Origin of the sequence: Nonomuraea solani, from assembly GCF_900108335.1 — a bacterium.
Lineage (GTDB): Bacteria > Actinomycetota > Actinomycetes > Streptosporangiales > Streptosporangiaceae > Nonomuraea > Nonomuraea solani.
In genome coordinates this window covers 1-24,098 of record NZ_FNVT01000034.1, presented here as the reverse complement: position 1 = coordinate 24,098, position 24,098 = coordinate 1, and the positions used below count along the sequence as shown (strand labels likewise).

Below are 24,098 nucleotides of genomic sequence, written 5' to 3'. Positions count from 1 at the left end.
TCAGCCGTCGACATCGAAGCCCTCCCCTGTCAATCCCACGAACACGTCCTCGAGGCTCGGCCGCACGACGGCCAGCCCCCGTACCGCCACGCCCTCCCCTACCAGAGAGGCGTTAATCGCCTCGGGCGCGTGCCCGCCCAGTTCCGCCGTGACCTCGCCGCCCGAAGGGCGTACGTCGGCCAGGCCGAGCGTGCCGAGTACGCGTGCCGCGTCCGCCGTGTCCGGCGTCTCCACCCGCACCCGGGCCACCAGCCCGCCGTTGAGCGAGGCGATCGTGCCCTGGGCGACGAGCTTGCCGGCGCGCATGATCGCCGCGTGCGTGCACATCTGCTCGACCTCGGCCAGCAGGTGCGAGGAGACGAACACCGTGGTGCCGTCGGCGGCGATCTCCTTGACCAGCGCCCGCACCTCCCGGGTGCCCTGCGGGTCGAGCCCGTTGGTCGGCTCGTCGAGGATCAGCAGCTCGCGCGGCCCCAGCAGCGCGGCCGCGATGGCCAGGCGCTGGCGCATGCCGAGCGAGTAGTTGCGGTAGCGCTTGCCGGCGGCGGCCGACAGGCCCACCCGTTCGAGCGCGTCCGCTATCCGCCGTTTGGCCGTGCCGCCGGGCGCGGTCGGGTCGGCGGCGTCGAAGCGCGCCAGGTTGGCCGTGCCCGACAGGTACGGGTAGAAGGCCGGCCCCTCGACCAGCGCGCCGACCTTGGGCAGCGCCCTGGCCTGGGGCAGGCCGAGCACCGAGTACGTGCCGGACGTGGGCGCCACCAGGCCGAGCAGCATGCGGATGGTGGTGGTCTTGCCGGAGCCGTTCGGCCCCAGGAAGCCGAACACCGAGCCGCGCGGCACGGCCAGGTCCAGCGCGTCCACCGCCACCTGGCCGCCGCGGAACCGCTTGGTCAGGCCCTCGGTGACGAGAGCCGCGTCCCCGGAGGGCGGGGCCGCCCCGAAGGGCGCCCCCGCTTCCTGCGTGACGATGGTCACTTGATGCCCGCCGCCTTGGTGATCTCCTCCGGGGTGACCGCGCCGACCAGAAGGCGGCCGTCGTCGGTCAGCAGGGCGGTGACGAGCTTGGTCTTGATCAGCTTGCCCGAACCCCACGTGCCGCTCACCGGGGTGGCGGACTTGAGCACGGTCTCGGCGAGCGCGGCCGGGTCGGCGTCGCCGCCCTCCCCGCCGCCGAACCGCCGGCCGGACTCCTCGGGCTTCGCGGCCTGCTCGGCGGTCAGGTCGGACAGCGAGAACGGTACGACCGCCACGCTGGCCCACCCGTCGCCGACGACCTTGAGCCGGCCCGCGACGTCCTTGGCCTTCTCCGCGCGGTCCACGGTGTGCCCGGACTGCTCGGAGAGCTCCTCGCCACCGAGCGTCTTCTCCTCCACCTTGGCGCCCGGGGGCGGGGTGAAGGTGAAGTTCTCGGGGGCCGGCGGCGTGAACGTCACCTGGGTGAAGCCCACCTGGAACGCCGGCTCGGCCGAGCCCTTGGCGTACACCTGGACCTGGAGCGGGACGTACGTCTCGCCGTCGAGCGCGATGCGCACCTCCTGCACCAGCGAGCCCTCGGCCTTGGGCGCCACCACGAGCTGGTAGACCGGGCGGCCCGCCACCTCCGCCGTGTTGATCACCCTGATGGACGTGTGCTCGTCGACGCCGGCCAGCAGCCGCTCGGCCACCTGGGGCGGCGTCAGGTCGCTGGGCTGCGGCGTCGGCGTGGTGTGCTTCTCACCGGTGCCCGGCTTGATGGTCAGTTTGGTCGCGGTGTTGGTGGCGCTCTCCCAGTACCAGCCCTGGCCGCCGTTGACGATCAGGTTGGTCTCGTTGAGCTGGGTCGGCATGGCGACGCGGACCTTGTCCTCGGCGCCGTACCAGACCTTCACCTCGTGCGAGCCGGACAGCAGGCTGAGCGGCGATGCCTCGCCGGTCTGCGGCAGCGCCGGCAGCCCGAGCGAGGCCGTCTGCTGCACGGTGCCGGACATCGGCGGGATGCCGCCCGCCTTGCCGGTCGCCGCCGCGGCGTCGGCCAGCAACTGCTGGGCCGAACGCTCCGGCAGCACGGGCTCGCCGCTGACCGCGGCTATGACGGGGCCGGCGCCGATCGCGGCTCCGATCACGGCCGCTGCCGCGATCGGGACTCCCCACCTCACGAACGTGCCTCTGCGCATTTCACTCCTTAACGGTATGTCGATGCTCAGAGCCTGCGTGATGCATCCTGTGGCAGACCTGAGACAGTCTGAGACGGCTCTCAGCCTTCTCAGCGTTGTCTCAGGGCAGGAACAGGAGAATCGCCACATGAGAGTACTTGTCGTCGAGGACGAGCGACGCATGGCCGCCGCGCTCCAGCGGGGGCTCCAGGCCGAGGGCTTCGCCGTGGACCTCGCCCACGACGGCGAGGAGGGCCTCTACGCGGCCCGGCAGGGCGACTACGACGTCGTGGTGCTGGACATCATGCTGCCCCGGCTGTCGGGGTACAACGTGTGCAAGCAGTTGCGCGCCGAGGAGAACTGGGTGCCGATCCTCATGCTGTCGGCCAAGGACGGCGAATACGACATGGCCGACGGGCTCGACCTGGGGGCCGACGACTATCTGACCAAGCCGTTCTCGTACGTGGTGCTGGTGGCCCGGCTGCGGGCGCTGCTGCGGCGCGACGCCGGGCGGCGGCCGTCGGTGCTGGTGGCGGGCGACCTGTCGCTCGATCCCGCGCGGCGCAAGGTGGAGCGGAGCGGCAGCGCGGTCGAGCTGACGCCGCGCGAGTTCGCGCTGCTCGAGTTCCTTCTGCGGCGGCGGGACGAGGTGGTGTCGAAGTCGGAGATCCTGGAGCACGTCTGGGACACCTTCGACACCGACCCGAACGTGGTCGAGGTGTACGTCGGCTACCTGCGGCGCAAGATCGACGCCCCGTTCGGCAGGAACGCGCTGCAGACCGTGCGCGGCGCCGGCTACCGGCTGGCGGGCGACGGTGGCTGACTCACCGCTGCTCTGGTGGCGGCGGCAGGGGCTGCGCTTCCGGCTGACGGTGGCGGCCGCCGCGGTGCTCGCGCTGGCGCTGGCCCTGTCGGCGTCGGTGCTGCTCAGCGTGCTGGACCGGACCCTGATGGCGACCGTGGACGAGTCCACGAGGCAGCAGGCGCAGCGGGTGCGCGTGGCGGCCGACGCGGGCACGCTGACCAGCCCGATCACCACGCACGACGGCACGATCGTGCAGGTCATCGACGCGAAGGGGCGGATCACGCACGTCACGTACGGGGCCGACCGGCTGGTGCCGCTCCTGGACGCCCGGGCCAGGGCGCAGGTGCTCCTGCACGGGCAGGCGACGGAGCTGGACGGGCGGCCGTACGCGATCTCGGGTTTCCTGCGGGTCGTCGTGCTCAGCGCGGACCGGGGGCAGACCGTGGTGGCGGCCAGGCCCGTCAGCGAGATCCAGACGAGCCTGGGCACGGCCGGGCGGGTGCTCCTGGTCGGCACGCCGGCGCTGGTGGTGCTGCTCGCGGTGGCGAGCTGGATCATGATCGGCCGTACGCTGCGCCCGATCGCGGCGCTGCGCAGGGGTGCGGCGGACATCACGCACACGGCCAGGTCGCGGCGGCTGCCGGTGCCGCAGTCCCGTGACGAGGTGCACTCGCTGGCCACCACGCTCAACGGCATGCTGTCCCGGCTGGAGGAGGCCGAGCAGCGCCAGCGGGCGCTGGTCTCCGACGCCGCGCACGAGCTGCGCAGCCCGCTGGCCAGCATCCGGCTGCAGCTCGAGGTGGCGCTCGGGCATCCCGACGGTCAGGACTGGCAGGAGACGGCCGAGGGCGTGCTGGAGGACACGATGCGGCTGTCCCGGCTGGCCGAGGACCTGCTCGCGCTGGCCAGGCTGGACGAGCGCGGCGGGGTGCCCGCCCGGCGCGAGCCGGTCGAGCTGGACGAGGTGGTGCGCCAGATCGCCGACCGGTACGCCGAGGCCCGGCTGACGGTCTGCGACCCGGTGGTGGTGCGCGGTGACGCCCTCGACCTGAGCCGGGTGCTGACGAACCTGATGGACAACGCGGTGCGCCACACCACCTCCAAGGTCGAGGTGGCGCTGACCGCCGACGGGGTCCTGACGGTCACCGACGACGGGCCCGGCGTTCCCGAGCAGGATCGCGAGCGGGTCTTCAACCGTTTCACCAGGCTCGACTCCGGGCGCAGCCGCGACGAGGGCGGCGCGGGGCTGGGGCTGGCCATCGTACGGGAGACGGTGCGCGCGCACGGCGGCACGGTCGCGCTGGAGGACGCCGCGCCGGGTCTGCGCGCGGTGGTCCGGCTCCCTGTGTCAAGGTGACGGCCCTCAGGGGCACGGCGTCGTCGCCGGGCCCCTGGGCTCGGTCGTCGTTCCGGGCCCTGATGTTTCGTCGATCAATGGATCGTTCCGAAAGAGGTCAGGCGGCTGTCCCCTTTTCGGCGGTGGTCAGGAAGTCCTGGGCGATGAGCGGCAGGCGGCGGCGGGCGTGCACGACGGCGATGACCCGGCGCAGCGCGGGTTCGAGCGAGCGCACCACCAGTCCCGCGCGCCCGGCCTGGTCGGCCATCCCGCGATACCACAGCAGTGACGCCTGCCCGGCGCGTACGGCGTTGAGCCAGCCGTTGCGCTCATCGGTTTCGAGCACGACCACCGGGGTGACCGCGTATTTGCCGAACATCGCGTCCAGCTCCCTGCGCCGCATGCTCCCGCGGGCGGGCAGCGCCAGGCGCATGCCGTGCAGTTTGCCCATCGGCACGGGATCGGGCAGTTCGAGCCCGGGCGGGGAGATCAGCACGATCTCCTGGCGTTCGAGCGGGTGGGTGATGAGATCGGTGGGAACGGGGAGATCGGTCAGGCCGAGGTCGGCCCGCTGATCCCTGATGGCGCTGACGACGCCGTCACGGCCGTCGCAGCGCACGATGTGCACGCGTACTCCCGGGTGCTCGGCCGCGTAGGCGGGCAGCAGCCGCCCAGCGAGGCCGGGTTCGAGGCTTGGAGTGGCGGCGATGCGGAGTTCCGCCTCGGTGACGATGCTGTGGTTGGACAGGCCCTCGATCTCGTGAACGGCGTCGAGCGCCTCCCTCGCCAGCTTGACCACCCGGCGGCCCTGCGCGGTGACGACCACGCCTCGGCCGGAACGAGCGAAGAGCGTCATGCCGAGCTCTCGCTCCAAGTCGCGGATCGCGCGGGACAGCGCAGGCTGCGCGATGTAGAGCGACCTGGCCGCGTCGGTCATGGTGCGGTGCTCCGCAGTCGCGACCACATAGCGGAGCTGCTGGAGATTCATGGCAATGAAGCTAGGACACCGCCCGCCGCCCGGACCCGGAGATAGCGGAGATCACCTCGAATGATTTCGGACTGTGACCGAGCACTGCTACATCCGTGACGGGTGAGAAATCAGTATGCTTTTGCCCCAAATTTGGCAAGGGTCCGTCAAGTCGGGACGCAAAGCCAGGCATTGCCGACATGCGGGTAAACGGGGAGACACGGTGACAGGGAACGGGCATTATCCACCCCCGCCACAGGGGCCAGGGCAGCCACAGAGGCCACCCTCGCGGCCGTGGCCGCCGCCGGGCTACCGGCAGCCGCAACCGCAAGGAAGCCCGCCGCCACCCCCGCCTCCGCCGCCCCCACCGCCGCGGAGCGATCCGCCCACCCGCCGGCTGGAGCAGCCGTACCCCGAGCAGGCGTACCCGCAGCAGCCCTATCCGCAGCAGCCGTACGGGCAGCAACCGTACGGACAGCCTCCTTATGGACAGCAGCCGTACGGGCAACAGCCGTATGGGCAGCCTCCTCCGCCACCACCGCCACCACCGCCGCCGCCCATGCCGCCGCGGCAGTGGCACCACCAGCCTCCGCCGCGCCGGAAGTCGGGGATGGGCGCCGCCGGGGTGATCGGCGCCGTCTTCGGCTCGCTGGCGGCGCTGTTCGTGCTGATCATCATCGGCGCGGTCATGCTCAAGAGCGCCTCCCGCTCGGAGACGTCCACGCCGGTCGCGATCCCGACGTACGACGCCAGCGACGACCCGAACCCGTACTCCACGCCGTTCCCCACGAGCTCGGACACCCGGGACCCCACGCCCACCGAGAAGCCCACCACACAGCGGCCGAGCGAGCAGCCGACCGACACCAACGTCGATCCGCCCGCGCAGGTCCGGGTGAACACGAGCCTGAAGAACAACACCATGTACCGGGCCGGCGCGCTGCCGAGGCTCAACTGCCGGGCCGGCAACGCCAGCATCTTCAGCCACAGCCAGCTCAAGTCGCTGATCCTGAAGACCGGAAGGTGCATGGACCAGGGGTGGCGGCCGATCCTGGAGAAGCAGGGCATCGAGTTCAGCCCGCCCAACTACGCGATCGCGGCCAAGCGGGGCAGGGGCGCGTGCGGGGACTATCCGTCGCCGGGCAACATCGTGCCGTACTACTGCCCGCGCAACAACACGATCTATGCCTCCACCTCGGCCATGGCCAGGGGCAACGGCAACTCGCGCGGGTACGGCCAGATCATCAGCTGGCACGGCGGCATCATCAGCATGATGGCGCACGAGTACGGCCACCACGTCCAGAACATCACGGGCCTGATGGACTCCTGGTGGCGCCAGACGCTCGACTCCAGCAGCCAGAGCGGCAAACTGGCGCTCAGCAGGCGGCTGGAGCTGCAGGCCACCTGCTTCGCCGGCATGTGGATGCGGTCGGTGGCGGCGTCATATCCGGTGAACACCTCGAACCGGAGCAGGCTGTTCTTCTTCTACTCTCAGGTGGGCGACCACCCGGGCTACCCGCGCGATCACGGCACCCCCGTGAACAACAACCGGTGGTTCCGCCAGGGCTGGGAGCGGAGCCAGTCCTACCAGTGCAACACGTGGATGGCGCCGTCCTCAACGGTCTCGTGACCGACACGTGGCATTCATCTCAGCTTGAACTCTTGTCTCTGATGTCCATGTATGGGGGCTAGAATCCTGGCAATCTTGTGCCCACGGGGGGCAAACGCCAGTTTTGCCTGGGTAGGCGCGTAAGGAGCCGGGTGTGAGCAATCGCGATGGGGTAGACACCGTGCCAGAAGGCAGGAAACGGCGCCCCATGCGACGACCGCGCCCGGCTTCAGGCCGTGCTTCATCCGGAGGCCGCCCGGCCGCGCCGCGCTTCGCCAAGCCGCTGACCCCCGGCGCCGTCCTGGGCTGGACCGCGCTGTCCGCCATCGTGCCCGGCGCCGCCCATCTGCGCGCCGGGCGCCGCCGTACCGGGCTGGTGCTCGTCAGCGTGTACGCGGTGCTGCTGCTGGCGTTCCTGGCCTACCTGCTGAGCCGGGGTGGCCTCGCGGGGTTCGCCGCCTTCGCCGGCGATGGGATGCTCGTCACGGTGAGCGTCGTCGCCGGGGTGCTGGCGCTGGCGTGGTTCGCGGTCATCGTGACGTCGTACGTGGCGCTCGGCCCGAACAAGCTCAAGCAGCAGGGCCAGGTGCTGACCGGCATCGTGGTGGGCCTGCTCTGCGTGACGGTCATGGCGCCGTTCGCCTTCGCGGCCCAGGCCGTGATGACCTTCCGCAACGCGGCCAACGACATCTTCCGCTCGAATCCCGACCCCGAGAACCCCGTGGTGATCAAGAACCCCGAGGATCCCTGGAACGGCAAGGACCGGGTCAACTTCCTGCTCATCGGCGGCGACGCGGCGGGCAACAGGACCGGCGTCCGGACCGACAGCATGAACGTGGCCAGCGTGAACATCAAGACGGGCGCCACGGTCCTGTTCAGCCTGCCGCGCAACATGCAGCACGTGCGCTTCCCGACGAGCTCGCCACTGCACAAGCACTTCCCGAACGGCTTCATGGCCGAGCTGCCCAACGGCGGCCTGCTCAACGAGGTCTGGCAGTACGCCAACGACAACCCGCAGATCATGGGCGGCAAGAACAAGGGCCCCCGGGCGCTCATGGACGCCATCGGCTACACCCTGGGCCTGCACATCGACTACTACGCCATGATGAACATGTACGGCTTCGCCGACCTGGTCGACGCCATCGGCGGCCTGCGGATCAAGGTCGAGCAGGACGTGCCGTGGGGCGGCCTCTACGGCACGGCGGGCACCATCAAGGCGGGCAACCGCAAGCTGACCGGCGAGCAGGCCCTCTGGTACGGCCGCTCCCGCGTCAACAGCGACGACTTCTCCCGCATGGCCCGCCAGCGCTGCGTCATCGGCGCCTTCGCCCAGCAGGCCACGCCGACGGTGATCCTGGCCAACTTCAGCAAGCTCGCCGGCGCGGCCAGGCGCGTGGCGCAGACGAACATCCCCCGTGAGCTCCTGGAGCCGCTGGTCCCGCTGGGGCTCAAGGTCAAGGACGCCAAGATCACGAGCCTGCAGTTCGTCCCGCCGGAGTTCTACTCGGGCCGCCCCGACTGGGCCAAGATCCGTACCGCGACCAAGAAGGCGATCGCCGACTCGGGCCGCCCCTCCCGGGCGACGACGGCCGGGGTGAGCGCCTCCCCCAGTGTCGCCGCCTCGACCCCGCAGAAGACCCGCGCGGGGGCGGCGCCCACCCAGACGCCGACGCGGAACAGCCAGAAGGGCGCTCAGGGCCTGGACGAGCTCTGTGGCTTCTGAGAAGCGAAGGTGACCGGAAGTCCTAGCGGTCCCCGTACGGTGAGGCTGGCGCGCCACTGGAGCCGCTCGGGCGGCACCGCGAGCGCGAGCCCCGGCAGGCGGGCGACCTCCGCCAGGGCGGCCCTGCCGACGACGCGGGCGAGCAGGGCGCCCAGGCAGTAGTGCGGACCGTGGCCGAAGCTCAGGTGGGCGTTGTCGTCCCGGGTGAGGTCGGGCAGGTCGGGGTCGTCGAAGCGCCGGGGGTCGCGGTTGGCCGAGGCCAGCGCGACGAGGATGGGCTGCCCGGCGGCCAGGCGCACTCCGCCCAGCTCCACGGGCTCCAGCGCGAAACGCCAGGTAGCCAGCTCGACCGGGCTGTCGTGGCGCAGCAGTTCCTCCACGGCCCGGTCGATCAGCTCGGGGCGGGAGCGCAGCAGCGCGAGCTGGCCGGGGTGCCGCAGCAGCGTGTACGTCCCCAGCCCGACGAGCCCGACGGTCGTCTCGTGACCGGCGACGAGCAGCAGGAAGATCATCGACAGCAGCTCGTTCTCACCCAAGTCCCCGGCTGCGGTCATCGCGCTGATCACGTCGTCGCCGGGCGCGGCCCGCTTGCCGGCGGCCAGCTCCCCCACGTACGCGGCCAGCGCCCGCAGCGCCTCCGGCCTGGCGGTGCCCGGCACCGGCTCGGAGGACACCACGGCCGTGGTCCACCGCCGGAAATCGGCGCGGTCACCGGCGGGCACGCCGAGCAGGTCGCAGAGCACGGCAGACTGCAGCGGCGCGGCGAAGTCCCCGACCAGGTCGGCACCCGGGGACAACCTCCCGGCGAGCGTGCGCGCGGCCGCCTCGATCCCCGGCCGCATCTCCGTCAGCCGCCGCGCGGTGAAGAACCCGGACACCAGGCGACGCAGCCGGGTGTGCTCGGGCGGGTCGGTGGTGAGCAGGTGGGTGCCCAGCCCGGACCGGTCCTCCAGCGGCCGGCCGCGCCCCGCCTCCCGCCAGTCGGCGGGCGCGTTGCGCGGGTCCTTGCTCAGCCTCGGGTCGGCGAGCGCGGCGCGGGCGTCGTCGTAGCGGGTCACGAGCCAGCCGTACAGGCCGCCGCGCAGTCTCACCAGGTGGGGCTCGCCCGACTCCCGCAGCCGCGCGTACGCGGGGTAGGGGTCGGCGAGCAGCCCGTCGTGGCCGGGCAGCATCTCCTCGAGCATTCGGGTCCCCCGTTCGGGCGGGCGGCGGACCGGCCGGCCCGCCGCCCGCGCAGGTGCTCACTTGCCGAGCTGGCCCAGGATCCACTCCGCCAGCGTGGCGGTCACCTCGCCGTGCTCGGAGTTGTGGGCGTCGCACTGGAAGTCGTCGAGCTGGCTGTGCTCGGGCGACAGGGCGGTGATGTCGGTGTAGAGATCGACCGTCCACTCGACCGGGTCGTACTGGAGGGCGACCGCGCTCACGGACGGGACGAAGCAGGCCGAGCGGTAACGGTCGTCGATCGGCACGCCGAGCTGGTCGGCGAGCATCCCGTACGCGGGCAGCGTCCCGCCCGGCGCTCCGTCGAACGGCGCGACGTCGCTGGTATAGCTCTTGCTGGCCCACACCGGCACCGCCCGCATGCCGCCGACGTGCCGGTTCGTGCCGCGATCGGGCTGCGTGCGGACCGTGGCGCCGACGAGCCCGCCGAGCGCGGTCCACTCGAACACCGGCACGTCGGGCGGCACGTTCCTGCCGGTGCCGTCGGCGGCGCCGTTGGCCACGCCGAGTTTGCGCGGCCGTACCGGGAACCAGCCGACGCGGCGCAGGTCCTCGATGAACTCCACGCGCAGCGGGCTGGCGGTGGCGACGGGCCCGGAGTACCCGCCGCTCTCGACCCACGCCCACAGCAGTTGCTGCGCGGCGGGGCTGGCGATCAGGTCCGCCTGGCCGGGCGCGGCCGGGGCGAGGCTCGCCGAGAAGTACGCGAGCTGCTGCAGGATGAGCGGGATCCAGGCGCCGTTGTGGGGCGCGTCGTAGGACAGGTACGTCATGGTCTGGTGGTCCTCGCGCCGGTTCTCCATCTCCGCCAGCGCGTAGCGGGTGACCAGCCCGCCCATGCCGACGCCGCCGACGATCAGCGGCGCGTTCCCGGCCCGCTCGCTGATGGCCCGGCGGACGCAGGTCGCCGCCACGCCCGCGTTCGCCTGGATGTGGATGTGCCGGGCGCCGTAGCCCAGCAGCACGATGTCGATGCCCTGGGCGAGGAGCTGGTCGAGCAGGCGGTGCCGCCGTGGTGGATAGGGGGCGTTGAGGCGGCGCCAGAGCCCGCGCAGGTCGCTGGGCCCGTGGTCGAACCCGTCCGCGAAGATCATCGGCCTGGTGAGGCGGTCGTGGCCCGCGCCGTAGTAGACGGCGGCGGTGCCGGTGGCGGTCTGGCCCCGGTAGGGCCACGCGGAGGTCAGCGACCACTCCGCCTGCGGCACCCTGGGCTCCTCCGCCGCCGCGCGGTCCGGCGTCGCGAACAGCACTCCCTTGGGGAGCACCGCGGCGACCTGTTCCGCGCGTCCGGCGGGCATCGGCTCCGGCTCCTGTCGCTGGGCGAGCTCGACATCTATCCTTGCTGCCCCTCGTGTCGCCATGAGTTCACCTTTTCTCGTGGGTTTACCGGACGTCACCCCCGATGGCGTACCTCCCTTTCACGCGGACGATTTTCTCTTTACGACATGGCTGGTACGTCTAGCTCACCTCGTGTTCCGCGACAAATCAAGCCACGGCGAAAAGCATTCTCCGAGCCATTGGGCGAGAATTCCATAAACTATTTTCCGGCTCTGTCACACCAGCGCGGACTTCTTCCTCGGGAGCAACACCAGGGCGCCGACGTAGAGCACGGCCGCCACGATGAGCAGGCCCTTGTAGCCGATCACCAGCGCCGCGTACTCCAGGCAGCCGCCCACCATGGCGCCCAGGAGGTTGGCGCCGAAGGAGGTGGTGGCGTCGGCCGTCTCGGCGAAGCGCTTGGCGAAGATCACGTTGGCCGCGAAGATGGGCAGGAACGCCACCGTCACGGCCGCCACCGCGCGCAGGGGCAGCGGGAGCGACAGCAGCCACTCGTTCGGCACCAGCCAGGCCAGCAGCAGGCCCGCGAGCAGCACGGCGTACATGACCGGTAGGGGTGGCATGCGGAAGCGGCGGGTCACCTCGACCGCGGCCAGCACCGCGACGAGCACGCCCGCGAACACGATCGCGTTGACCACCCACGTGGTGCCGAACAGCAGCGCGAACCCGGTCACGCTCTTCGTCTCCAGCAGCATGAACGCCACGCCCAGCAGGAACAGGTCCGAATAGGGGCGCATGCGCTCGTACGGGCCCGCGACGACGCGGACGGCCAGCAGGCTGACGATGAGGATCAGGCCGAGCGTGATGAGGTAGATCGGCGGGATCGTGGCGTCCTTGAGATAGAGGAACGGCCGGTCGTCGCTGGCGGGCTGCGGGGTGCCGGCGGCGGCGCCCGGCCATTCGCCGGCGCAGCGCTGGTCGGTCGCGGCCAGGCCGGCGGTGATCACGGCCTGCTGGCCGGCGGTGCTGACGACGTCGACGCACGGCTTGTGGCCGAAGGCGCTCTGCATGGTCGAGGCCAGCCGGTCGACGAGCCAGCTCTCGCGGTAGTAGTTGTACATCGAGAACGTGCCGCCCGGCTTGAGGTGGGCGCGGGCGGCCTTCATGGCCTCTTCGGTGAACAGGTAGCTCTCCAGTCGCAGCGAGCTGGCGCCGGAGACGAGGGTGAGCGAGTCGGGCAGGGCGAACAGGATGAGGTCGTACTTGTCGCCGCTGCGCTCCAGGAAGGCGCGGCCGTCGGTGACGTGGGTGGTGACGCGCGGGTCGTCGTAGGGGCGGTCGGGGTGTTCCGAGCCGCCGAGCTCGCGCAGCTTGGGGTCGATCTCCACGGCGTCGACGCGGGCGGCGCCCTTGGACAGGGCGATCGCCACGTCGGTGCCACTGCCCGCGCCGACGATGAGCACGTCCTTCGGCGGCTTGGAGGTGCGCTCGTACGGCAGGCCGTACTGGGCCTCCCACTGCAGCCGGGCGAAGGCGGGCACGGCCTGCTGGTGCGGGATGCCGTTGACCGCGATGTCGACGACGGGGATGCCGAGCTGCTGGAGCTGCTTGGTGGTGACCTTGTAGTAGGGCGACCAGATGGCCCCGGCGGTGAGCGTCTCGGCCAGCAGCAGCCCGACCACGACCAGCGAGGGCACGGTCACGAGCCCCACGTAGATCACGCGCGGCCGCGGCACCAGCAGCAGGCCGTAGCAGATGGCCGCGATCAGCCCCCAGAACACCGGCGGCGCGCTCAGGAACGACAGCGCGGTGAACGCGGCGATGCCCGTGAGGCTGCCGATCAGGTCGTAGCGGTAGGCCTCCAGGCGCGGCAGCTCGGGAAAACAGCGGCCGACGAGCTCGGCGGGGCCCATGAGGATGACGGCCGCGGCGCAGAAGATCACCGGCAGGATCAGCCAGGCGGGCGGGCCCGTGGTGGACAGGCTCGTCCAGTAGAGGACGCCCTCGGTGTTCCTGTCGACGGTGACCGGGAAGGTCAGCACGACGATCACCAGGACGGCCAGCACGATGGGCGAGTAGAACGGCTGCCGGTGCGAGCGCCCCACCCGCAGGAAGCCGAGCCCGATGCCCAGGAACGAGCCGAGCAGCACGAAATTGGTGAAATAACTGAGGTGGACGATGTTGGACCCGGTCCACCGGATCAGTGCCAGCTCGAGAAAGAGCATGAAGGCGCTGGCGAGGATGAGCCTCGGCCGCACCGCCAGCCAGTGAGCCTTTTTCCCATCGTCGACCGGCTTCTGCGCCTGGAGCGTCATGATTCCTCACCGTAGTGAACAGACCGAAAACAAGGAAGCCTGACGGCCCAGAACAAATGTCGTCCGCTTCGCACCGATTGGGGTGTTTTTGCAGGTCAAAACCCCAGAGATCCGCTGGACGAGCGCAAGCGAATGAAGGAATGTTGGGAGGTTCGTTCCCTCCATTCAACCGGTGGTGACTCATGCGGGTCCTGATCCAGCTTCGCCCCTCCCCCGATCTGGTCGCGGCCGTCGCCGACCCCGACCGGACCGCCACCACGGCCGACGTCGCCGACGGGCTGCCCGGGGTCGAGCTCGACACGGCGTTCACGCCCGTGGCCTTGCCCAGGCCCGTACCCGCCGCCGGCGGCGATCCGCTCTCGCTCAACCAGCCGCTCGACTTCTCGCTGGCCGCCGAAGACGCCTCCGTCCTGGTCAGGGGTACGATCTCCGACGACGAACTGGCCGCCAGGGTCACACTGCTGCCCACGCTCAGGCCCGACGTGGTGGGCGTCTTCTCCGATCCCGTCATCGAGTCCGCGCCGACGTGCGGCGGCGACGGGCCGGTCGGCGACTGGCACGACGTCGAGCGGCTGCTGAACGTCCCCGGCCTGCACGCCGAGGGGCTCGACGGCACCGGCGTGGCGCTGGCGGTGCTCGACACCGGGATCAACGCCGCCCACACGGCCAGGCAGCTCGGCCGGGGCGTCACGCTGGACGCCGAGCGGTGCTGGAGCCCGTCGGGGGTGACGGGGCGGCCGGGCGAGTTCGAGGTCGATCACGGGACCATGTGCGCCTTCGACACGCTGCTCGCCGCGCCGCAGGCCACGCTGATCGACATCCCGCTGCTGCTGTCCACCCGGCCGGGCGGCTCGGCCATGGACGGACTGCTGTCGGACGCGGTGTCGGCGTTCGCGCACTTGCGCAACGTGCTCGACGCCCAGCCCGCCGCGTCCAGAGCCCTTGTCGTGAACAACTCGTGGGGGTCGTTCTCCCCCGAATGGGACTTTCCCGTTGGACATCCGGGCAACTACTCCGACAACGCCGCCCATCCGTTCAACCTGATGGTGGCCGCCCTCGACCGGGCGGGGGCCGACGTGCTGTTCGCGGCGGGCAACTGCGGGCGCGACTGCCGGGACGCCCGCTGCGCCTACTCCACCCGGCCCATCGTGGGCGCCAACTCCCACCCGAAGGCCCTGTCGATCGGCGGCGTCGACGTCAACGGCGACCGCGTGGGCTACTCCTCGCAGGGGCCGGGCCGGCTGACCGCCCGCAAGCCGGACGTCTGCGCGTACACGCACTTCTCCGGCTCCGGCGCGTTCGGCGCCGGCGAGCCCGACTCGGGCACCTCGGCGGCGGCCCCGGTGGCGGCCGGGCTGGTCGCCGCGGTCCGCACGCGCTGGCCGGCGTCCCGTCTGTCGCCGGCCCAGCTACGGGCCCTGCTGCGCCGCACGGCCGAGGACCGGAGCGAGGTCGGGTTCGACTACGACTACGGGTACGGAACTCTCGACCCGGCGGGAATCATCGCGGCACTGCAGCGCCGGGCCAAGAGCATGGCCTGAGAACCGACCTCCCCGGCCGTCCAATCCCCCGAAGAGGCACCCCTTCGGGGGACCGCTCCTCCCAACGGCCACCCCTCCAGCCAGCCAACCCTCCGGGGGAGGCACCATCCGGGGGAGGCACCATCCAGGGGCCACCATCCGGGGGCCACCATCCAGGGGCCACCATCCGGGAGGCACCATCCGGGGGAGGCACCCTCCGGGGGGCCAACGATCCACAGGACCGACGATCCGGAGGGCCGACGCCGACGATCCGGGGAGCCCGACTCTCCGACCAGCCGACCCTAGGGAGGCGCCCCCAGCCGCCAGCCCTCCGGCCTGCAGCCCTCCAGGAGGCCGACCCTTCGGGGAGCCGATCCCGCGGCCTACCGGCTCTCGGAGGGCGACCCACCGGGGGCCAACCCGGGGCCGGCCCTCCGGCCAACCGACCTTCCGGGGGGCCGACCCGCCGAACAGCCAATCCCCCGGCAGGACCTACCCCTCCGGGAGACCGGCCCCCGGGCGGCACCCCGCCCAGCAGCCGACCCTCCGAGTAGCCGATCCGCCGGGCGGCCAGGAGGAGGGTTCCTCCGGGTCACCCGGCGCGCTGGTCCTTCAGCACGCCGACCAGGCTCGTAAGGCTGTCCTGGCCGTGGCCCGCAGCGACGCCCCGGCGGAACACGTCCAGGACGGCGGCCGGCAGTGCGGGGTCCACGCCGGACGCCCGAGCGGTGTGCACCACGTGCTCCAGGCTGGCCACGCCCATGGCCAGCCGGTCGACGTCGCCCCGGTGGTCGCCGGCGGCGATGCGCGGGGCGTAGAACTCCAGGAAGTACTGGAAGTTCATGGTCTTCACGGCATGCGGCAGGAACCGTTCGGCCGAGATCCCATTGGCCTCCGCGACCGCCTGACCGTGCAGGTAGCCGGCCAGCCCGGTCCAGAACATGTCGATCCCGATCTGGTAGTAGAGCGCCGCCAGGCCCGGGTCGGCGCCGACGTACTCGATCCCGGTCAGCACCTCCAGCGCGCTCCGATGCTTCTCGATCACGTCTTCGGGACCGCTGTAGTACGTCGAGGCCCCAGGCGTGCCGATCCCCGGAGGCGGCACCTGCACCCCGCCGGTGACCTGCACGGCCCCCCGCTCGGCCAGCCACGCGGCCGCCTCACGGGCCCGGTCGGGGGTGTCGGAGGTGAGGTTGACCACGGTCCGACCGGCCAGGGCCGCCGCCGGGGCCTGGGCCAGGATGGCGTACATCGCGTCATAGTCGGTCAGGCTCAGCACCACGAGGTCGTTCGCGGTGAGCGCCTCCTCGACCGACCCCGCCCGCCGCGCCCCCTGGGTCACCAGGTCGTCGGCCTTGGCGGGCGAACGGTTCCACACGGTCACCTCGTAGCCGGCGCGCAGGTAGGCGGCGGCCATGGCCTGCCCCATGGGGCCGAGCCCGATCACGGTTACGGACATGCGTGAACTCTCCTTCGCTAGAACGAACGCTCTATTTAGAATTGAGACGCTAGCACACCGCTAGAACGAACGCTCTATATACTCGGCTCATGAGGACGCGGCACGAGATCGGCACCCGGGAGCGGATCGTCCGGACGACCTCCCGGCTGATGCAGCGGCAGGGCTATGAGGCGACCGGGCTCAAACAGATCTCCCAGGAGGCCGAGGCCACGCTCGGCTCGGTCTACCACTTCTTCCCCGGCGGGAAGCGGGAGCTGGCGGTCGAGGCCGTCCGCCATGGGGACAGGGAGTTCGCCGACTTCCTGCGCACGGCGTTCGCCGGCGACGACGATCCGGCGGCGGCGATCATCGCCTGCACCCGCGACCTGGCCACCGGACTGCGCGAGTCGGACTGGCTGGACGGCTGCCCGGTCACCACCACGGCGCTGGAGTGCGCCGGACGGGTGCCCGAGATCCAGGAGGCCGCGGAGCAGGCGTACGAGAACTGGCGCACCCTCGTCCGCGACCGGCTCCGGCAGTCCGGCCTCGCCGAGGACGTCGCGCACGACCTGGCGCACACCGTGATCAACACGCTGGAGGGGGCGGAGCTGTCGGCGCAGGTGTCGCAGAGCGAGGCACCGCTGGAGATCGCCGGCCGTCACCTCGCCCGCCTCATCGACTCCTACCGCTAGCGCCTAGCGTCGTTCTCCGCGCCCACCAGGTCGCCACCCCACCAGGTCGCCACAGGCGAGCCGACCTCTCCATCTCCCCGCCCTCCAGGCGAGCCGGCCCCCACCACCCCTTCCTTCATTGGGACCTCGCCGCAGTGCGGCGGGAAGCGGAAGAGAAGGGAAGTCGTGGTCATGTGCGGAAATACCGGGCCCTTTCGCTGTCAGGCGTTCTCGCGGTTGAACACCCGGGTCCCGATGGTGAGGCTGAGCACGGCGAAGATCGCGGTGACCGCCACCCCGGCGCCGACGGTGCCCGTCAGGTAGTGGCCGTGGAAGAGGTCGCGGATGGCCTCCAGCACGTACCTGAACGGGCTGAGGTGGGAGAGGGCGTCGAGCCAGCCCGGCGCCATCGACATCGGCAGGAACGAGCCGGACAGCAGGATCAACGGGATCACCGCCGTGGACATCACCGGCGCGAAGAGCTGCTCGTTCATGGTGAGCGCGATCGCGTACGACAGCGCGGCGAGGCTCGCCCCGAGCACGACCACGAGCGCGAACCCGGCCGCCAGCCCGAGCACGGGAACCCGCAGGCCGAGCGCGAAGGCCACCACGAGCAGCAGTAACGTCTGGACGACCAGGGTCAGGACGTTGTTGAGCACCCGCCCGAGCAGCAGCGCCAGGCGACTGGCGGGGGTGACGCGCATGCGCTCCAGCACGCCGCTGCGCTTCTCGAAGACCACGCCGAAGCCGGCCAGCCCCATGCTCATCAGCCCGAGCTGGATGATCAGGCCGGGGACCAGGGTCTCCCAGGTGCCGATCGTGGCGAAGATGGGCCCGAACAGCACCAGGAACAGCAGCGGCTGGATCGCGCCGAAGATGAGGCCGACCTTCTGCTGCAGCGTGACGCGCACGCCGTGACGGAACAGCACCCAGGTGTCGCGCAGCATCAGACGCCCGCCTCCTCGCGCAGCGACCGGCCGGTGATGTCGAGGAACACGTCGTCGAGCGTGCGCCCGCCGGTCTTGAGCTCGGCCGGGCTGCCTTCGGCGACGATCCGGCCGTGGTCGATGATCAGCAGCCGGTCACAGAGCGCGTCGGCCTCGTCGAGGTAGTGGGTGGTGAGGAACACGGTCATGCCCTTCTCGGCGCGCAGTGCGCGGATGTGGTCCCAGAGGCTGGCCCGGCTCTGCGGGTCGAGGCCGGTCGTCGGCTCGTCGAGGAAGAGCAGCGCCGGATCGTGCAGCAGGGCGAACGCGATGTCGAAGCGGCGGCGCTGCCCGCCGGAGAGCGCGGCGGCGGGCTTGCCGTCGAGCTTGGTGAGCCCGAGCCTGGCCAGGACCTCCTGGGTCTTGGCGGCGGCGGCCTGACGGCTCAGGCCGTAGAGCATGCCCTGCAGCTCGAGCTCGCCTCTGAGCGGCACGACGGGCAGCACCCCGCCGCTCTGGGAGACGTAACCGATGCGCTTTCGCACCTCCCTGGCGTCGCCGAGCAGGTCGTGGCCGGCCACCGTGGCGGTGCCGGAGGTGGGGCGCAGCAGCGTGGTGAGCATGCGCATGGTCGTGGTCTTGCCCGCGCCATTGGGGCCCAGGAAACCGACGATCTCGCCGGGCTCCACGGATATGTCGACGCCCGCGACGGCCTCGACGCCGCCGTCGAAGGTCTTGCTCAGACCTGAAGTCTTGATCATTTTCATCGCCTCCAAAAATAGAGTAGCCACAATTTTGTGGCGACTGCAAACTCTGTACGATGGAGGCATGGAAGAGGGGCTGCGCGAGCGGAAGAAGCGCGAGACGAGGCAGCGGATCGCGGACATCGCGATGGGATTGTTCATGGCGCGGGGGTTCGACAACGTGACCGTGGCCGAGGTGGCGCGGGCGGCCGACGTGTCGGTCAACACGGTCTTCAACTACTTCAGCACGAAGGAGGACCTGTTCGCCGACCGGCATGACCAGGCCGTGGATCTCCCGTTGCGGGTGCTGGAGGAGCGGGAGCCGGGCGAGAGCGTGGTGCGGGCCTTCCGGCGCGACTTCTTCGACGCGATCGGCACGCGCCACTGGCGCTACGGCTTCAATCTGGGCGCCGACGTGTTCTCCAGGGTCGTGGACGCGAGCCCGGCGCTGGTGGCCCGGCTGCGGGCGCTGCACGAGGACCGGAAGCGGTCACTGGCGCAGGCCCTCGCCGACACGCTCGACACCGGCCCCGACGACGTCACGCCCCAGCTCGTCTCCTCCCACCTGCTCGACACGGCGCAGGTCCTGACCCACTACTCGGTACGCAGACGGCTGGCGGGCGAAGACTGGGAGAGCATCGAGCCCGATCTGCGGGCACAGGCGGAGCAGGCGTTCGACCTGCTGGAGGCCGGCCTGGGCGACCTGGGAGCCCAGGGAGGGGGCAGCCCTGGAGCCACTCAGGAAGGCGACCTTGGAGCCCGCGAAGGCGCCCCTGGAGCTCAGGGAGAGGGCGACCCTGGAGCTCGTGGGGAGGGCGGTCTAGGAACCGATGGAGAGGGCGGCCTAGGAGTTGGTGGAGAGGGCGCCGCCGATGACGGCGAAGGCCAGGCCGATCGCCAGGAAGCCGAAGGTGATCATTAGCAGCACGCTGCTGACGATGCCGCAGATGCGCCCGGCCTGGACGTGGCCGCGGTTCTCGTAGAAGTAGCCGCTGGCGTCGATCTCACGGAGCGCCCTGTTGCCCATCGACCAGGCGAAGGGCCCGATGAAGGTGCAGACGACCAGGCTCAGGATGCCCAGCACGAGAATCGTGGTGCCGTTGGGGTGGGTCTGCGGCTGCGGGCCGTAATAGCCGGGACCGTACTCGGGATAGGACATGGTCGCTCGGCCCCCTCGTTGCTGACTGTCAGGCGGGATTTATACCACAGTCTCCCTCTTGATCATGTTGCGTCATCATGGTAGGGCCCACGATCCACCCTTGAGGAGCCTGTCCCCGTGCGTGCACGAACCCGTGCCTTACTCGCCCACCGGCATTTCCAGCGGTTCATCATCGCCGTCATCCTGGTCAACGCGTGCACCCTCGGCCTCGAGACCTTCCCCGCCTTGGTCGAACGCCACGGCACCCTGCTCACCGTGGTCGACCACGTGGCCCTCTACATCTTCGCCGCCGAGCTGATCGCCAAGCTCTACGCGGAGCGCTCCGCGTTCTGGCGCGACCCCTGGAACATCTTCGACACGCTGATCGTCGGCATCGCCTTCGCCTCCACGACCGGCGGCCTGTCGGTGCTGCGCGCCCTGCGCATCCTGCGCGTGCTGCGGCTGCTGTCCGTCGTGCCGAGCCTGCGCCGCGTGGTGTCCGCGCTGCTGCGGGCGATGCCGGGGATGAGCTCGATCGTGGTGCTGCTGTCGCTGGTCCTGTACGTGGCCGCGGTCATGGCCACCAAACTGTACGGACAGGCCGCGCCCGACCGCTTCGGCAGCCTGCCGACCTCGCTGTTCACCCTCTACCAGACGATGACCGGCGACGACTGGGGGAACATCGCGCGGGAGGTGATGAGCCGGCATCCGTCGGCCTGGATCTTCTTCACCATCTTCATCCTGGTTTGTACCTTCGTGGTGCTGAACCTGTTCTTGGCGGTCGTGGTGAGTGCCATGGACGAGGAGAGCGCGGAGGAGCGGGCGGCGATGGAGGACTCGTCGACGGCGCACACCCAGCAGATCCTGGACGAGCTCACCGAACTGCGCAAGGAGGTCGCCGAACTGCGCAACGCCTCCACCCAGCCGGTTGCGGCGAACGGCAACGGTTCGAATACCGGCCCTTCAGGCGCCGGTCAGGGCGGTACGGGCAGCGCTTCGGGCGGTCGTCAGGGCGGTTCGGGTGGCGCTTCGGGCGGTGGCTCCAACGGGCGGGGGAAGGCCAGCGGGCGGGGCGGGTCGAACAGGCGTGGCGGGTCGGGGAAGCGGGCGAAGTCAGGCGGGCGCGGCGGCCGGGGCTGAGCTGGCCGAGCCGGTGCGGCGGGGCTGAGCCGGTTGGGCGTTGGGCGGTCGGGCCGGGGCGCGGCCGGTAGCGTACCTGCCACAGGGCCACAGCCAGCAGGAGCACGACCGCCGGCCAGCCCACGATCAGCACCGACACCGCCGCCACGGCGAACGGGGCGACGGTGGAGGGCACCGCCCAGCCTCAGATCCAGCGCCGCCCGGCCTTCAGAGCCACCTCCAGCGCGGTCGAGGCAGCGAAGTAGACGGCCCGCCCAGCCGACGCCACCATGCGTATGCTCGACCGGCGGCGATCACGCCGAGCCCTCGCGGTCATGGCGAAGTGGACGGGCAGCGCCACGTACGGCCGCAGCCCGCGTTCCGGCGCACCGGCGACGGCGCTGAGGCCGTAATGGAGGGTGAGCCACCACAAAGAGACGATCAGCCCGAACCCGGCCACCGCGGCGGCCCTCAGTGTTGCTTTGAGGCGGCCCTCACGACCTGCATGACGGCCTCGCCGAGCACGAACGGCCCGAGGCACTCCCCCAGGTGCGCGGGGTCGAGCGCGGCGGCGGTGACCGGACCTCGGACACGGTATTTGCGATCCGCCGCTCGTCCAGCCGCCGGGCCTGCTCCCGCATCTCGTCGATCATGCGCTCCCGGGCAGCGGCCGCGTACCACCGAGAAGATCATATGGAGCGTACGCGGGTGCGCTCGCCCCGGACGTTGGAGTAGAGCGTGGTCCGCACCGCGTGGTAGAGCAGCACGAAGAGCGCCACGTCCGGCCAGGTTGCGCGAGGCGGTGGGCCGGTTGGGGCCACCGCCACGAGGTCGAAGAACACTTCGAGCCGGCCGGCGTGACGCTCCCGCTCCGGTCATGGCTAACGCGAATAGAACTCCACCACGAGCTGCTCGTCGACGGGGACCGCGATCTGCTCGCGCTCGGGCCGGCTGAGCAGCGTAAAGCGCAGCTCGGACAGCTCGACCGAGAGGTACGGCGCCGTACGGTCGTCGGCGTGAATACCCTCGGCGGCGGCCACGAACGGCTGCATCCTGCGCGAGCGCTCCCGGACCGTGATCACCTGGCCCGGCTTGACCAGGTAGCTGGGGATGTCGACCTTGCGGCCGTCCACGGCGATGTGGCCGTGGTTGACGTACTGCCTGGCCGCGTAGATCGACGGAGCCAGCCCGGAGCGCAGCACGAGAGAGGCCAGGCGGGTCTCCAGAATCGCGACCAGCTCGGCACCCGACGCGCCCGGCTTGCGGACGGCGAGGTCCCAGTAGCGGCGGAGCTGCCGTTCCGATACGTCGTAGTACCAGCGCAGCTTCTGCTTCTCCATCAGCCGCAGGCCGTAGTCGCCGGTGGTGCGGCGGTTGGTCTTGCGGCCGTGCTCGCCCGGCGGGTAGGGGCGCTGCTCGAAGTAGCGGACCGCTTTCTTGGTCAGCGGGACGCCCGCGCGACGGGACAGTCGCACCTTAGGGCCGGTGTAGCGCACGTTCACCTCAATGTGATTAGGTAGTCCTTACTTAGGTAAGGCTAACCTACCAGCATTTTGGTTCTCAAGGAGGCGCCATGCTGCCGATCCCCGAGCGGGTCCGCACCCTCGCCGCGACCGCCAGCGTCGCCAAGATCTCCGTTGACGGCGCCCCCTCGCCCGCGCGCGGCGGAGTCGACGAACGCGGCCGTCCGGTGCTCCTGGTCATGCCCGGCGAGTCGCTGCACGGATTGCGCGAGGACGCCGTCGTGGCGGTGAACCTCACCGCGATGCGGCAACTGGGCACCGTCACCCACCCGCGCGGGCTGCTCGAGGTGCAGGGGTGGGCGGAGGCCGTACCAGAGAAGGAGGCGCGTGAGGCGGCCGTGGCGGTCGCCGCGCATTGCCCGGACGAGAGCCTGTTCGAGGCCCTGGAGCGCTTCGGCCAGCGGGACGCGCCCCGGCTGCTGCGGCTGGACGTGGGGCAGGTCGTCTATCTGACCGGGCAGGAGTCCGGCCTGCTGGACGCCGACGACTACCTGGAGGCGGCGCCCGACCCGTTGACCGAGACCGCCGAGCGGGTCCTGGCCCATGTCAACGACTCGCACCGGCCGCAGTTGACGGCCGGGGTGTCGAGACAGCTCGGGGAGCAGGCCGGGGAGGTGTGGCTGTGGGAGCTGGATCGGTTCGGCGCCACGGTACGGGTGGACGAGTCACTGGTCCGCTTCCCTTGGCCGGTGCCCGCGAACACCAGCCTGTGCCTGGAGACGGCCCTCCGCGGCCTCCTCTGCACCTGCTGACCCGGCCCGGCGGCGTACGCGCCTGCCGGGTTGGTCCATGACGTACGCCTTCCAGCCCGGACCCCACTACGGAACCGGCCGAGCTCACGACCGAACCGACCGGCTCACGACCAAATCGGTCGGGCTCTTGACCAAATCGGCGGGGCTCGTTGCCGAACCTGCCGCGCCCATCGCCAAGCCGGGCGAACTCATCGCCTACCAGCGGGCCGACTCAGCGCCGGCCTTCGGCAAGCCCGGCACAGGGTTCGGCCAGCACATCGCCAGCATCGGCGAGCCCCGCCGGCCGTGGCGGGCGCAACACCGGCCCTGGCGAGCGCAACACCCTGGCGAGCACATCGCCAGCCCCTGACTGCGCCGCCAACTCCGGCGAGCCCACCGCAGCCTTTGGCTACACGGCGCAGACCCGACAAACGCACCACCGACCCAGGGCTACGCACCGTAGGTCCGGGCAAGCCCACCGTCGGCCTGGCCACGCACGCTGCCGGCCTCGGCGAGCCCACCGCGGCTCTCGGCCACACACCGCATGTCCCGGCTGGCGCACCGCCACCCCTGGCCCGCGCGCTGCCGGCTCGGGGAGTCCGCCGACGCCCTGGCTGCACACCGCAGGTCTCGGCTGACGCACCGCTGACCTTGGCCGCACGCTGCCGTCCGACGAGCTCACCGCGAGCCCTGGCCGCACACTTCCGGCCTTGGCGAGCCACGGCGGCCCTGACTGCACGCCGCAGGTCAAGGCAAGCGCGAGCGGGGGGAAGGGGGCGAGAGGGGCGCGGGATAGTCGGCAGAGGGGGATGCGGGCGGAGCGGGCGGAGCGGGCGGAGCGGGCGGAGCGGGCGGAGCGGGCGGAGCGGGCGGAGCGGGCGGAGCGGGCGGAGCGGGCGGAGCGGG

The 24,098-nt window shown here is 71.1% G+C and carries 22 protein-coding genes; 10 read left to right on the top strand and 12 right to left on the bottom strand.

Annotated elements, in window-relative coordinates:
* Together C4V41_RS55860 and C4V41_RS55855 are read right to left on the bottom strand one after the other, a co-directional pair.
* Entirely contained in the window at positions 1-975 is a 975-nt protein-coding gene (locus C4V41_RS55860; RefSeq protein ID WP_103964216.1) for an ABC transporter ATP-binding protein, read from the bottom strand.
* A complete protein-coding gene (locus C4V41_RS55855) occupies positions 972-2,153 on the bottom strand; it encodes a LolA family protein (RefSeq protein ID WP_103964215.1) in 1,182 nt (393 codons plus the stop codon). Before C4V41_RS55855 ends, C4V41_RS55860 begins: the two co-directional genes overlap by 4 nt.
* Before the next feature lie 127 nt (positions 2,154-2,280).
* On the opposite strand from C4V41_RS55855, the gene C4V41_RS55850 reads away from it, so the two are divergent.
* Both C4V41_RS55850 and C4V41_RS55845 read left to right on the top strand, forming a co-directional pair.
* Entirely contained in the window at positions 2,281-2,955 is a 675-nt protein-coding gene (locus C4V41_RS55850; RefSeq protein ID WP_103964214.1) for a response regulator transcription factor, read from the top strand.
* Positions 2,948-4,294, top strand: a complete 1,347-nt coding sequence (locus C4V41_RS55845; RefSeq protein ID WP_103964213.1) for a sensor histidine kinase — start codon at positions 2,948-2,950, stop codon at positions 4,292-4,294. The genes C4V41_RS55850 and C4V41_RS55845 overlap by 8 nt, the downstream gene beginning before the upstream one ends.
* Positions 4,295-4,391: 97 nt before the next feature.
* Here C4V41_RS55845 and C4V41_RS55840 read toward each other — a convergent pair whose 3' ends face one another.
* The gene (locus tag C4V41_RS55840) at positions 4,392-5,261 is read right to left on the bottom strand and encodes a LysR family transcriptional regulator (protein WP_103964212.1); all 870 of its coding nucleotides are present in this window, start codon (positions 5,259-5,261) and stop codon (positions 4,392-4,394) included.
* A 538-nt stretch (positions 5,262-5,799) separates the two neighbouring features.
* Here C4V41_RS55840 and C4V41_RS55835 point away from each other — a divergent pair.
* Both C4V41_RS55835 and C4V41_RS55830 read left to right on the top strand, forming a co-directional pair.
* Positions 5,800-6,867, top strand: a complete 1,068-nt coding sequence (locus C4V41_RS55835; protein ID WP_103964211.1) for a neutral zinc metallopeptidase — start codon at positions 5,800-5,802, stop codon at positions 6,865-6,867.
* A gap of 187 nt (positions 6,868-7,054) precedes the next feature.
* On the top strand, positions 7,055-8,569 hold the full coding sequence (locus C4V41_RS55830) for an LCP family protein (RefSeq protein ID WP_103964210.1): 1,515 nt from the start codon (positions 7,055-7,057) through the stop codon (positions 8,567-8,569).
* Here C4V41_RS55830 and C4V41_RS55825 read toward each other — a convergent pair.
* The 3 genes from C4V41_RS55825 to C4V41_RS55815 all read right to left on the bottom strand — a co-directional run bounded on the left by C4V41_RS55825 (position 8,539) and on the right by C4V41_RS55815 (position 13,383).
* Positions 8,539-9,753, bottom strand: a complete 1,215-nt coding sequence (locus C4V41_RS55825) for a cytochrome P450 family protein (protein ID WP_200824939.1) — start codon at positions 9,751-9,753, stop codon at positions 8,539-8,541. The two genes, C4V41_RS55830 and C4V41_RS55825, sit on opposite strands and share 31 nt — an antisense overlap.
* A 57-nt stretch (positions 9,754-9,810) precedes the next feature.
* The gene (locus tag C4V41_RS55820) at positions 9,811-11,088 is read right to left on the bottom strand and encodes a hypothetical protein (protein WP_103964209.1); all 1,278 of its coding nucleotides are present in this window, start codon (positions 11,086-11,088) and stop codon (positions 9,811-9,813) included.
* Between the two features lie 255 nt (positions 11,089-11,343).
* Entirely contained in the window at positions 11,344-13,383 is a 2,040-nt protein-coding gene (locus C4V41_RS55815; RefSeq protein ID WP_103964208.1) for a spermine/spermidine synthase domain-containing protein, read from the bottom strand.
* Between the two features lie 182 nt (positions 13,384-13,565).
* On the opposite strand from C4V41_RS55815, the gene C4V41_RS55810 reads away from it, so the two are divergent.
* Positions 13,566-14,924 (top strand): S8 family serine peptidase, encoded by a 1,359-nt coding sequence (locus C4V41_RS55810; RefSeq protein WP_103964207.1) that lies wholly within the window; start codon positions 13,566-13,568, stop codon positions 14,922-14,924.
* Positions 14,925-15,495: 571 nt separating this feature from the next.
* Here C4V41_RS55810 and C4V41_RS55805 read toward each other — a convergent pair.
* Complete coding sequence (locus tag C4V41_RS55805) at positions 15,496-16,404, bottom strand: NAD(P)-dependent oxidoreductase (protein WP_268808926.1); 909 nt, start codon at positions 16,402-16,404, stop codon at positions 15,496-15,498.
* 47 nt (positions 16,405-16,451) lie between these two features.
* Between C4V41_RS55805 and C4V41_RS55800 the strand changes: the two genes are divergently transcribed.
* On the top strand, positions 16,452-17,033 hold the full coding sequence (locus tag C4V41_RS55800) for a TetR/AcrR family transcriptional regulator (protein ID WP_103964205.1): 582 nt from the start codon (positions 16,452-16,454) through the stop codon (positions 17,031-17,033).
* A 200-nt stretch (positions 17,034-17,233) separates the two neighbouring features.
* On the opposite strand, the gene C4V41_RS55795 is transcribed toward C4V41_RS55800, so the two are convergent.
* Complete coding sequence (locus C4V41_RS55795; RefSeq protein WP_103964204.1) at positions 17,234-17,959, bottom strand: ABC transporter permease; 726 nt, start codon at positions 17,957-17,959, stop codon at positions 17,234-17,236.
* Positions 17,959-18,699: an ABC transporter ATP-binding protein gene (locus C4V41_RS55790; protein WP_200824938.1), complete on the bottom strand. Its 741-nt coding sequence runs from the start codon at positions 18,697-18,699 to the stop codon at positions 17,959-17,961. The genes C4V41_RS55795 and C4V41_RS55790 overlap by 1 nt, the downstream gene beginning before the upstream one ends.
* Positions 18,700-18,766: 67 nt before the next feature.
* Between C4V41_RS55790 and C4V41_RS55785 the strand changes: the two genes are divergently transcribed.
* Positions 18,767-19,603 (top strand): TetR/AcrR family transcriptional regulator, encoded by an 837-nt coding sequence (locus tag C4V41_RS55785; RefSeq protein WP_103964202.1) that lies wholly within the window; start codon positions 18,767-18,769, stop codon positions 19,601-19,603.
* On the opposite strand, the gene C4V41_RS55780 is transcribed toward C4V41_RS55785, so the two are convergent.
* Complete coding sequence (locus tag C4V41_RS55780; RefSeq protein WP_103964201.1) at positions 19,526-19,840, bottom strand: DUF4190 domain-containing protein; 315 nt, start codon at positions 19,838-19,840, stop codon at positions 19,526-19,528. The two genes, C4V41_RS55785 and C4V41_RS55780, sit on opposite strands and share 78 nt — an antisense overlap.
* Positions 19,841-19,957: 117 nt before the next feature.
* Here C4V41_RS55780 and C4V41_RS55775 point away from each other — a divergent pair, with 117 nt between their 5' ends.
* On the top strand, positions 19,958-20,959 hold the full coding sequence (locus tag C4V41_RS55775; protein WP_235031003.1) for an ion transporter: 1,002 nt from the start codon (positions 19,958-19,960) through the stop codon (positions 20,957-20,959).
* A 184-nt stretch (positions 20,960-21,143) separates the two neighbouring features.
* On the opposite strand, the gene C4V41_RS55770 is transcribed toward C4V41_RS55775, so the two are convergent.
* Both C4V41_RS55770 and rpsD read right to left on the bottom strand, forming a co-directional pair.
* Entirely contained in the window at positions 21,144-21,398 is a 255-nt protein-coding gene (locus C4V41_RS55770; RefSeq protein ID WP_103964200.1) for a hypothetical protein, read from the bottom strand.
* A gap of 421 nt (positions 21,399-21,819) precedes the next feature.
* A complete protein-coding gene (gene rpsD / locus C4V41_RS55765) occupies positions 21,820-22,434 on the bottom strand; it encodes a 30S ribosomal protein S4 (protein ID WP_103964266.1) in 615 nt (204 codons plus the stop codon).
* 77 nt (positions 22,435-22,511) lie between these two features.
* On the opposite strand from rpsD, the gene C4V41_RS55760 reads away from it, so the two are divergent.
* Both C4V41_RS55760 and C4V41_RS55755 read left to right on the top strand, forming a co-directional pair.
* A complete protein-coding gene (locus tag C4V41_RS55760) occupies positions 22,512-23,213 on the top strand; it encodes a DUF2470 domain-containing protein (protein ID WP_103964199.1) in 702 nt (233 codons plus the stop codon).
* Between the two features lie 37 nt (positions 23,214-23,250).
* Positions 23,251-23,562 (top strand): hypothetical protein, encoded by a 312-nt coding sequence (locus tag C4V41_RS55755; protein ID WP_103964198.1) that lies wholly within the window; start codon positions 23,251-23,253, stop codon positions 23,560-23,562.
* The last annotated feature ends 536 nt before the right edge of the window (positions 23,563-24,098 follow it).

Coding starts and splice junctions, on each gene's coding strand:
- C4V41_RS55855 (WP_103964215.1), bottom strand. CDS start 2,153: ATGCGCAGAGGCACGTTCGTGAGGTGGGGAGTCCCGATCGCGGCAGCG.
- C4V41_RS55850 (WP_103964214.1), top strand. CDS start 2,281: ATGAGAGTACTTGTCGTCGAGGACGAGCGACGCATGGCCGCCGCGCTC.
- C4V41_RS55840 (WP_103964212.1), bottom strand. CDS start 5,261: ATGAATCTCCAGCAGCTCCGCTATGTGGTCGCGACTGCGGAGCACCGC.
- C4V41_RS55835 (WP_103964211.1), top strand. CDS start 5,800: ATGCCGCCGCGGCAGTGGCACCACCAGCCTCCGCCGCGCCGGAAGTCG.
- C4V41_RS55830 (WP_103964210.1), top strand. CDS start 7,055: ATGCGACGACCGCGCCCGGCTTCAGGCCGTGCTTCATCCGGAGGCCGC.
- C4V41_RS55825 (WP_200824939.1), bottom strand. CDS start 9,753: ATGCTCGAGGAGATGCTGCCCGGCCACGACGGGCTGCTCGCCGACCCC.
- C4V41_RS55820 (WP_103964209.1), bottom strand. CDS start 11,088: ATGCCCGCCGGACGCGCGGAACAGGTCGCCGCGGTGCTCCCCAAGGGA.
- C4V41_RS55815 (WP_103964208.1), bottom strand. CDS start 13,383: ATGACGCTCCAGGCGCAGAAGCCGGTCGACGATGGGAAAAAGGCTCAC.
- C4V41_RS55810 (WP_103964207.1), top strand. CDS start 13,566: ATGCGGGTCCTGATCCAGCTTCGCCCCTCCCCCGATCTGGTCGCGGCC.
- C4V41_RS55800 (WP_103964205.1), top strand. CDS start 16,452: ATGAGGACGCGGCACGAGATCGGCACCCGGGAGCGGATCGTCCGGACG.
- C4V41_RS55795 (WP_103964204.1), bottom strand. CDS start 17,959: ATGCTGCGCGACACCTGGGTGCTGTTCCGTCACGGCGTGCGCGTCACG.
- C4V41_RS55790 (WP_200824938.1), bottom strand. CDS start 18,699: ATGATCAAGACTTCAGGTCTGAGCAAGACCTTCGACGGCGGCGTCGAG.
- C4V41_RS55785 (WP_103964202.1), top strand. CDS start 18,767: ATGGAAGAGGGGCTGCGCGAGCGGAAGAAGCGCGAGACGAGGCAGCGG.
- C4V41_RS55780 (WP_103964201.1), bottom strand. CDS start 19,840: ATGTCCTATCCCGAGTACGGTCCCGGCTATTACGGCCCGCAGCCGCAG.
- C4V41_RS55760 (WP_103964199.1), top strand. CDS start 22,512: ATGCTGCCGATCCCCGAGCGGGTCCGCACCCTCGCCGCGACCGCCAGC.
- C4V41_RS55755 (WP_103964198.1), top strand. CDS start 23,251: ATGACGTACGCCTTCCAGCCCGGACCCCACTACGGAACCGGCCGAGCT.